The organism is Thiorhodococcus mannitoliphagus (assembly GCF_010915725.1).
GTDB lineage: Bacteria > Pseudomonadota > Gammaproteobacteria > Chromatiales > Chromatiaceae > Thiorhodococcus > Thiorhodococcus mannitoliphagus.
On sequence record NZ_JAAIJR010000185.1, the window covers coordinates 1 to 8,202 of the forward strand.

The 8,202-nt window shown below is 51.8% G+C and carries 10 protein-coding genes and 1 pseudogene; 8 read left to right on the forward strand and 3 right to left on the reverse strand.

Features of this window, described 5'->3' with window-relative positions; translation table 11 throughout:
* The 3 genes from G3480_RS23960 to G3480_RS23970 all read left to right on the forward strand — a co-directional run.
* A partial coding sequence (locus tag G3480_RS23960) for a TIGR02678 family protein (RefSeq protein ID WP_164656755.1) occupies nt 1-1,221 on the forward strand: 1,221 nt, incomplete at its 5' end.
* Nucleotides 1,222-1,310: 89 nt separating this feature from the next.
* Nucleotides 1,311-1,820, forward strand: a complete 510-nt coding sequence (locus G3480_RS23965; RefSeq protein WP_164656756.1) for a hypothetical protein — start codon at nt 1,311-1,313, stop codon at nt 1,818-1,820.
* A gap of 140 nt (nt 1,821-1,960) precedes the next feature.
* Nucleotides 1,961-4,306, forward strand: a complete 2,346-nt coding sequence (locus G3480_RS23970) for a TM0106 family RecB-like putative nuclease (RefSeq protein WP_164656757.1) — start codon at nt 1,961-1,963, stop codon at nt 4,304-4,306.
* Nucleotides 4,307-4,642: 336 nt separating this feature from the next.
* Here G3480_RS23970 and G3480_RS23975 read toward each other — a convergent pair whose 3' ends face one another.
* Nucleotides 4,643-5,212, reverse strand: a complete 570-nt coding sequence (locus G3480_RS23975; RefSeq protein WP_240906023.1) for a transposase — start codon at nt 5,210-5,212, stop codon at nt 4,643-4,645.
* A 60-nt stretch (nt 5,213-5,272) separates the two neighbouring features.
* Between G3480_RS23975 and G3480_RS28650 the strand changes: the two are divergent.
* The 3 genes and pseudogenes from G3480_RS28650 to G3480_RS23985 form a co-directional block, all read left to right on the forward strand.
* Nucleotides 5,273-5,566 (forward strand): annotated as a pseudogene (locus G3480_RS28650) (transposase); the annotation flags it as partial.
* Nucleotides 5,552-5,740, forward strand: a complete 189-nt coding sequence (locus tag G3480_RS29120; RefSeq protein ID WP_338114216.1) for a helix-turn-helix domain-containing protein — start codon at nt 5,552-5,554, stop codon at nt 5,738-5,740. The pseudogene G3480_RS28650 and the gene G3480_RS29120, both read left to right, overlap by 15 nt.
* Complete coding sequence (locus G3480_RS23985) at nt 5,741-6,304, forward strand: TIGR02678 family protein (RefSeq protein ID WP_240906022.1); 564 nt, start codon at nt 5,741-5,743, stop codon at nt 6,302-6,304.
* A 203-nt stretch (nt 6,305-6,507) separates the two neighbouring features.
* Here G3480_RS23985 and G3480_RS23990 read toward each other — a convergent pair whose 3' ends face one another.
* Together G3480_RS23990 and G3480_RS23995 are read right to left on the reverse strand one after the other, a co-directional pair.
* Nucleotides 6,508-6,786: a type II toxin-antitoxin system RelE/ParE family toxin gene (locus tag G3480_RS23990; RefSeq protein ID WP_164656759.1), complete on the reverse strand. Its 279-nt coding sequence runs from the start codon at nt 6,784-6,786 to the stop codon at nt 6,508-6,510.
* Nucleotides 6,786-6,995: a TA system antitoxin ParD family protein gene (locus G3480_RS23995; protein ID WP_164656760.1), complete on the reverse strand. Its 210-nt coding sequence runs from the start codon at nt 6,993-6,995 to the stop codon at nt 6,786-6,788. Before G3480_RS23995 ends, G3480_RS23990 begins: the two co-directional genes overlap by 1 nt.
* A 255-nt stretch (nt 6,996-7,250) precedes the next feature.
* On the opposite strand from G3480_RS23995, the gene G3480_RS24000 reads away from it, so the two are divergent.
* Together G3480_RS24000 and G3480_RS24005 are read left to right on the forward strand one after the other, a co-directional pair.
* Nucleotides 7,251-7,478 carry a transcriptional regulator gene (locus G3480_RS24000; RefSeq protein ID WP_338114215.1) on the forward strand — a complete coding sequence of 76 codons (228 nt, stop codon included), beginning with the start codon at nt 7,251-7,253 and terminating at the stop codon, nt 7,476-7,478.
* A gap of 80 nt (nt 7,479-7,558) precedes the next feature.
* Entirely contained in the window at nt 7,559-7,867 is a 309-nt protein-coding gene (locus G3480_RS24005) for a helix-turn-helix domain-containing protein (RefSeq protein WP_164656761.1), read from the forward strand.
* Nucleotides 7,868-8,202: the final 335 nt, after the last annotated feature.

Below are 8,202 nucleotides of genomic sequence, written 5' to 3' on the forward strand. Positions count from 1 at the left end.
ACCCAACTTCGCGACGATGAACGGCGCCGGGCCATGCGTGGCCTGCTGATGCAGCCCCTGCTCTATGCCGATCACCCCGCCTACCGGCTGGTCAAACGCCATGTCGACTGGCTCAGGGACTGGCTGAACAGCGAGACCCGCTGGGATCTGCGGCTCGAGGCCGACTTCGCGCGCCTGGCCAAGACCGCGCCCGAGCACGACGACGGCAGCCGTGCCGCCCGCCCCGGCAAACGCCCGGTAGACCTGGATTTCACGCGCCGCCGCTACGCCCTCCTGTGCCTGGTGCTGGCGGGCCTGGAGCGCGGCGAGATGCAGAGCACCTTGGGCCGGTTGGGCAAGGCCGCCATGGACCAGTCCGCCGAGCCCGGTGTCGTGGCCAGCGGATTGGTGTTCGAACTGCGCACCCAGGAAGATCGCCGCGATCTGGTGGCCGTCGTCCGTCTCCTGCTGAACCTCGGCGTGCTGGTCCGTGTGGCCGGCAACGAGGACGCCTATATCAAAAACGAAAGCCAGGACGTGCTCTACGACATCGACCGCCACGTCCTCTCCGCCCTCTTGGTAACCCGGCGCGGTCCGTCCCTGGTCGGGACCCTGGAACAGCCGGAGGACACCCTGGACCAGCGCATCGGCGCCATCACCGCCCGATTCGTCGCCGACACCCCGGAGGCCCGCAACCGCGAGCTGCGCCAGCGCCTCACCGAACGCCTGCTCGACGACCCCGTGCTCTATTACGACGAACTGGACGAGGACGAACGGGCCTATCTGGTCAACCAGCGCCACGCCATCGTCCAGCGCATCCAAGAGGCCACCGGCCTGATCCCCGAGATGCGCGCCGAAGGCATCGCCATGGTCGACCCGGACGGTGAGTTGGCCGACCAGCGCATGCCCTCCGAGGGCACGGAAGGACACATCACCCTATTGATGGCCGGACATCTCGCGGAGCACCTGTCCCAAGATCAAGCGCAATCCTGGACCAGCCTCCATGCCGCCTATCGGGGCTGGACCGAGCAGTTCGGACGCTACTGGAAGAAGGCCGCCAAGGAGCCCGATGCCGGACAATCCTTCTGCCGGGAAGCCGCCGAGCGTCTGGCGGGCCTGGGTCTGGCTAGGATCGAGGCTGATGGGGTTCGCCCGCTCCCGGCCATCGCCCGCTCCCGGCCATCGCCCGCTATGCGGTGGAGGCGCCGCGGATCAGTCGAGTTGGCAAGGTTGGATGACTGAAAATCCTCGTGTCGGTGGTTCGATTCCGCTCCTGGGCACCAACAAGACCTTGAAAATCCCCGTGTTTCGTTGAGACACGGGGATTTTTTATGCCTGAAAGTCACTGGCTCTGGTGCATTTCCGGTAGCGGATGCCTTCGATTGCGCTCACCTTCCTTTGACGGCAACAGTCGTCATCTTGCACGTCTAGCCTTGATTTTACCTAACGTGAGCTATCTTAAGAGGATGATGAAAAAAATCACCTCTGACATTCTGGTTGCATATGCTCAATGTCAACGTAAGACTTATCTATTGCTACATGCCGATGAAAAAGGCAAAGCTAATAAATATATCACTATTCTTGAACATAAAAAGACTATCAACCAAACTGCTTATTTGGAAAATTTAAAAAATCAGCACCCAGAATTAAGCTCTTGCAATAGCATGAATTTAATAAACGGGAGCAACCTCCTGATCAATGCAAAACTTCAGAGTAAAGAGCATGAATCAAACTGCGCTGTTCTGGAAAAAATATTATCGCCTTCATTACTAGGTGATTACAGTTACGAACCAATAATTTTTGTTGGCCTTGATCATCGATTGGTCCACCTGCGGGACTGACGGCTGAAGCACAGGCGTAACACGCTGATTTATATTGGTATGTTTTGCGATACCCTACCATAATTTAGGGTTTTGGGCGAAACGATGATCAAGGCCTTTTTGTTGGAACAAACCAGATTAGTGATTTCCAGAAATTAGAGTTGACTTTTGCCGGATATATTTTAGGGCAAATTCAAGACCTGCAGCCAGCAAATGGGAAGATTATTGGTGCAGATTTAAAATCTCATGTAATCAATCTTGAAAATGAATACAAAAAATTAAAAACTATAATTGATAATTTTGATTTTCAAAATCTTGTTCAGAAAAAGCCACCCGAACCAACGCCGATAATATTAAATAAGCATTGCTCCTATTGTCAGTTTCAGCATTTCTGTCGAACAGAGGCGGAAAAAGAGGACAATATTAGCCTGCTCAGTCATGCTACAGAAAAGCTGATTAAGCACTACGAAAAAAAAGGAATTTTTACAATTAAGCAACTCTCCTATTTATACAAACCTAGAAGGCGCAAAAAGCGATCCAAAAAACCGCTAATACAGCTACACAAACTAGAGCTACAAGCATTAGCAATTAGAACAAATAAAATTTATCTTCAAGATTTACCTCAAATAACCAGAAAGCCTATCGAGTTATTTTTAGATATCGAAGGAGTTCCTGATCAGGAATATGAGTATCTTATCGGATTACTCGTATGTAGCGAAAACAATTCGTGCGAACACTATTATTTTTGGGCTGACACATGTGAAGGCGAGAAAAAAATATGGAGTCAGTTTATAGAAAAAATAAGTGAATATAATGATTCACCTATTTACCATTACGGAAACTACGAAGTGCGTGCTATCTCAAAATTAGCAAAACGTTATGAATCAGCCATAGACATTGATGACATCAAAAATCGTTTGATTAATATCAATACCTTTATTTACGGGCAAGTGTATTTTCCAGTATATTCAAATGGATTGAAAGATATCGGAAAATTTATTGGAGCAGTATGGACATCACCGGAAGCATCTGGATTGCAAAGCATTGTCTGGCGATCTTATTGGGATGATACGCATGACCTAAAATATAAAGACTTTTTGATAACATACAACAGCGAGGATTGCCAGGCGCTTAAATTATTAGCTGATACGCTAACTAAAATCAATAATTCTACTGACAGTCTACCTAATGTTGATTATGCGGACCAGCCTAAAAAATTAGCAAACGAAGTAGCAACTAACATACATAATCAATTTGACGCCATTCTAGAATTCGCTCATTCTGATTATGATAAGAAAAAAATCTGCTTGGCAAAAATCAGGAAAAAAAAGGAAGAACCGAATAAAAAGCACGGGAGGCCAAAAGGATGCCCAGGGCACTTCAAGCGACTTCCCAGAGCAAGAAAGACTATTTTTGTGCCAACAAGATTAGAGTGCCCAGAGCATATAGGTGAACCGCTAATAGAATCAGAACGAATTTCAGAATGCATTGTTGTTGATCTTGTATTTAATAAGTCCGGGGTCAAAAAAATATATCTTAAATACGTAGGGAAAATGGGCTTCTGTCGAAAATGCCACTCGCATTATAATCCTCCGGCAATAAGAGTAAACTATTTTGCATATGGACATGGTCTGCAAGCCTGGGCGGTGTATAACAGATTATTTCTTCGATTGCCGTATCGAGTCATCACCCAAACACTGGAAGATCAATTTGGAGAGAAAATTAGTCAAACTTCAATCTTAAATTTCATGAAATATTTTAGTGATTTTTACACTGAAACAGAGCAAGCACTTACCCAAAAAATATTAAGCAGCTCATTTATACACGCAGACGAAACAAAAATAAGCATACAAGGAGTTGAACAATTTGTATGGGTATTCTCAGATGGAAAACATGTCGTTTTCAAACTGACTCCAACCAGAGAAGCCCGTATTGTCCATGAGTTTCTTGGTGAATACTCGGGAACATTAATATCAGATTTTTACCCTGGATATGATTCCGTAAAGTGTAAACAACAAAAATGTTGGGTGCATTTAATTAGAGACCTAAACGATGATTTATGGGTATCGCCTTTTGATATTGAGTTTGAAAAGTTTGTACTGGAAGTTAAAAATCTTATTGTCCCAATTTTAGAGACAGTCGACAAATATGGGGCGAAAACAAAAAGACTTAGCAAGTTCACCTCTATTATTGAAAAATTTTATGAAGAAACCATTAACAAAACGTACAGTTCTGACATTACTCCAAAATATCAAAAGCGCTTTTTACGCTACAGAAATAGTCTTTTTGCTTTTATTATGGAGGACGATTTACCTTGGAACAATAACGCTGGAGAGCGTGCGATCAGACACTTGGCCGTACAAAGAAAAATTTCAGGCGCTTTTTTTGAATCTATGACCCCTCAATATTTACTGCTTCTTGGCCTTATGCAAACATGTCGATTTCAAAATAAATCCTTACTTAAATTTCTATTATCAAAAGAAAAAGACATTGATGAATTTAAATAAAATGACTATTTAGAAAGAGAGAAAGCGATCCTACGTACCGAATTGGGTTGTCACTTTAGGCAACCCAACCCCTACACTTAAACCGATTCCCTCTGCCTCGCCTGATTCACCATCGCCGCCACCCCGCCGGAGGCCTCACGCAAGGCACTATCCGCCAAATGGGCATAACGTTGGGTCGTCTGAGCACTAGTACCTCACGCCTTAAATTATGTCGATAACTCACATCATCAGGGGCTTACCGATGTAGGTCCAGCGAAACGGCTTGGCGAGGGTCTGATTGAAGAAGTCGATGAACTCAAGGCTCGACTTTGGCCATTTTGGCGGTCTCCCAGAAAGCTAACTGCTTGAAGTATCGTGAGGGCTGAAAATTAGAGGGGGTCGGGAGGCCAGAACGCCGAAACTGGACCCCTCGTTCAATTTTTTACGCATCGTAAGATTTTGATAAAAAAGAGATTTACAGCCGGGAAAAATGGCCAAAGTCGAGTCAAGGATCCGTTGCTTGAGTTCCTCGGTGGAGGCAAACCGCCCGCGCTTAAGCAGTCGGCGGGTCAAGATGCCGAACCAGATCTCGACTTGGTTGAGCCAGGAGCAATGTTTCGGGGTATAGACGAAGCGGATGCGGTGCGTGGGGTCTTGGAGAAAGGCGGCGCGCGAGGCCATGCGCTTGAGGATCCCCTCTTTGTCCTTGCGCCCGAGATCCGTGTCGATGGCGCAGCGCTGCGCGACGAATTCGATCAGGCTGGCCGATTGGTGGATGTTGAGCTGGTCGCAGACAAAGATCCAGCTGGCATCCGGATCCGTATCCACCGTGGTGGCGATGTGGGCGAGGAAGTCCGCTTCCGTGCGGGTTTCGCCGATGGACGGGGTGACGACCTGCCCCGTGGCGACCTCGAAGTTGGCGATCAGCGCCTGAGCAAATTGGGGTCAGGTCTTGCAATCCCGCACCGTTAACCTATGCTCTACCCCATGTCCAGACCTCTACGCATTGAGCTTGCTGGCGGGCTCTATCATGTAGCGGCGCGCGGTGATCGGCGCGAGGCGATCTATCGCGACGATCAGGACCGCCTGGATTGGCTGACGCTGCTTGGCGAGGTCTGCCGTCGGTTCAACTGGCGCTGCCACGCCTACTGCGAGATGACCAATCATTATCACTGCGTCGTCGAGACGCCCGATGCCAACCTCTCCAAGGGAATGCGCCAGCTCAACGGCGTCGATACCCAAACCACGAATCGACGCCATGGGCTGGTGGGTCACCTCTTCTACCCCGTCCGAGCCGAGGCGATAGCACGGGCCTATCAGAGCGGCGTCTACCGCATGCAGGAGATCGCCGATGACTTCGGCGTACACTACTCCACCGTCAGTCGAGCCGTGCGCCGGCTTGAAAACGGGATTGAATCGCCAGTGCACCTACCCATCAAGCCTACGAGTGCTTGATTGCAAGACCTGACCCCGACGTCCCCGGAGGCCCGCAACCGCGAGCTGCGCCAGCGCCTCACCGAGCGTCTGCTCGACGACCCGGTGCTCTATTACAGCGAGCTGAACGAGGACGAGCGGGCCTATCTACTCAACCAGCGTCACGCCATCGTCCAGCGCATCCAAGAGGCCACCGGCCTAATCCCCGAGATGCGCGCCGAGGGCATCGCCATGGTCGACCCGGACGGTGAGTTGGCCGACCAGCGCATGCCCTCCGAGGGCACGGAAGGACACATCACCCTATTGATGGCCGGACATCTCGCGGAGCACCTGTCCCAAGATCAAGCGCAATCCTGGACCAGCATCCATGCCGCCTATCGGGGCTGGACCGAGCAGTTCGGACGCTACTGGAAGAAGGCCGCCAAGGAGCCCGATGCCGGACAATCCTTCTGCCGGGAGGCCGCCGAGCGACTGGCGGGCCTGGGCTTGGCCAGGCTCGAATCCGACGGCGTTCGCCCACTCCCGACCATCGCCCGCTATGCGGTGGAGGCGCCGCGGATCAGCCGAATTGGCAAGATTGGATGACTGATAATTCCATAGTCGTTGCTCCTCACGTGAGCAAGGTCTCAGTGCCTGCTGAGTCCCATTAGCGGAAACTCATCCACGGCGGCTGAGCGGAAGGGCGCGGTCACATGCAGACGCTCACCCCCGGTTGAGGGGCGGCGGCAATCCAACGGTTAGCGGATACATGGTTGGGAATCGCGCGCGTAACGACGCTACTCGCTTGGTCAGCTTTCCACGCGCTTAAGGTCTCGATAGAAATTCTCGTGTGGGCCGACCATCAGGAGCTTGACGGTGTCTGCGTCCATGACCCGGTAGGCGACCAGGCACAGGTGGTTGGCCATACGAAACTTGTAGACCTGGACACCGGCGAGGTCGCCGACCTTGGTCTCTCCGATCCCGGGATCTTGCGCGATGATTCTCACCGCTTCGTCGAGATCGACCTTTTGCCTGCGATGGAGCTTCTTGACTGCGCGAGCGAAGGTCGGTGTAACGAGCAGGCGCATCAGCCGAACTGGTACTCGACAACCGCCTCTTCCTGATCGGCGATCAGGATCTCGCGAATCACCGAGAATGGCAGGTCCGGGTTCTCTGCGGCGATCTTGCCGATCTGCGACCAATATTCGATCTGCTTGGGCACCGAGCGATGTTCAGCCCGGGCATAGCGCTTCGCCTGGTTGACGAGTTCCTCGGGCAGCTTGACGTTGACGGCCATTAGGGATCTCCTTTTTGGCGCATTGTAGCGCTGTAGGCTACTTAAAGGAACATCTTGGCCTTCCGACGACCGCCGTGGAGTCCTTCGTCCTCACAGATAACGCCTGGTCTCGCTTCTTCAGCTGCCGCCGGGCGACGTAAGTCCAGTGGCAGCTCTGGGGCGTGAGCAGAGCATCCGGAGATAGAGCGGACTGTCCGGTATCCGCATAGAGCCGTCTCCCAAGCCGGTTGTGCGTCTTTGACGTATACTGGAGCCATGCTGACCATCGCAGAAACGCCATCCTTCACGCGTTTGTGGCCCGATTACTGGACCGAGGAAGAACGCGGCGAGTTCTGCGTCTGGATCGCCAGAAACCCCTTGGTTGGGGATGTCGTTCCCGGCACAGGTGGTGTCCGAAAAGTCCGTTGGTCCATGTCTGGTAGCGGAAAACAAGGCGGCGTCCGGGTCATTTACTACAACCGGCTGGCAGACGGACGCATCTAGCCGCTTACTGATCTACACCAAGAGCGCACGAGGCAATTTGCCGGCCCATGTGCTCAATGCTGCGCGGGAGATGCTGGATCATGCCGAAGACTGAACAAGAACTCCTCGAAAGGGATGCAGCGCGGGACATCGGCGCCGAGTTGCTCGAATCCATCCGCGAAATGAAAGCCGGAACGACAGGGAGTATTCATAGCTCGGTGGCGCTCGCCCGTTATCGCGTCAAGATGTCGCAGAGCGAATTCGCAAAACTCTTGGGTGTCTCGGTGCGCACCCTCCAGGAATGGGAGCAGGGCCGGCGCGAACCAAGCGGTGCGGCGCGATCGCTCATTCGTGTTGCGCACGAGCGTCCGGAGGTTCTTCGCGAGCTATTTCTCGATCAGGTCGGCTGAGATCAGGGTGACTTCTGCTTTGGGCCTGTCGGCTGTCAGACAAGACGATCGAACCGACCTCATCGGATCGACGTCTCGCATGGATGGAGAAGCACGACGACTGGCCGCCGATCTGCGACTCTAGCAAATTGGGGTCAGGTCTTGCAATCCCGCACCGTTAACCTATGCTCTACCCCATGTCCAGACCTCTACGCATTGAGACGCTGTATAGGAACTAAGTAACTGATTCGCTGTCGAAAAAATCTGAATAACATGGCGATTTAATACGAATGCCCTCTTTTCATTCGGAGGAGATCAAGATGAATTCAGACAATGCCCATACACCTTTACGCTAT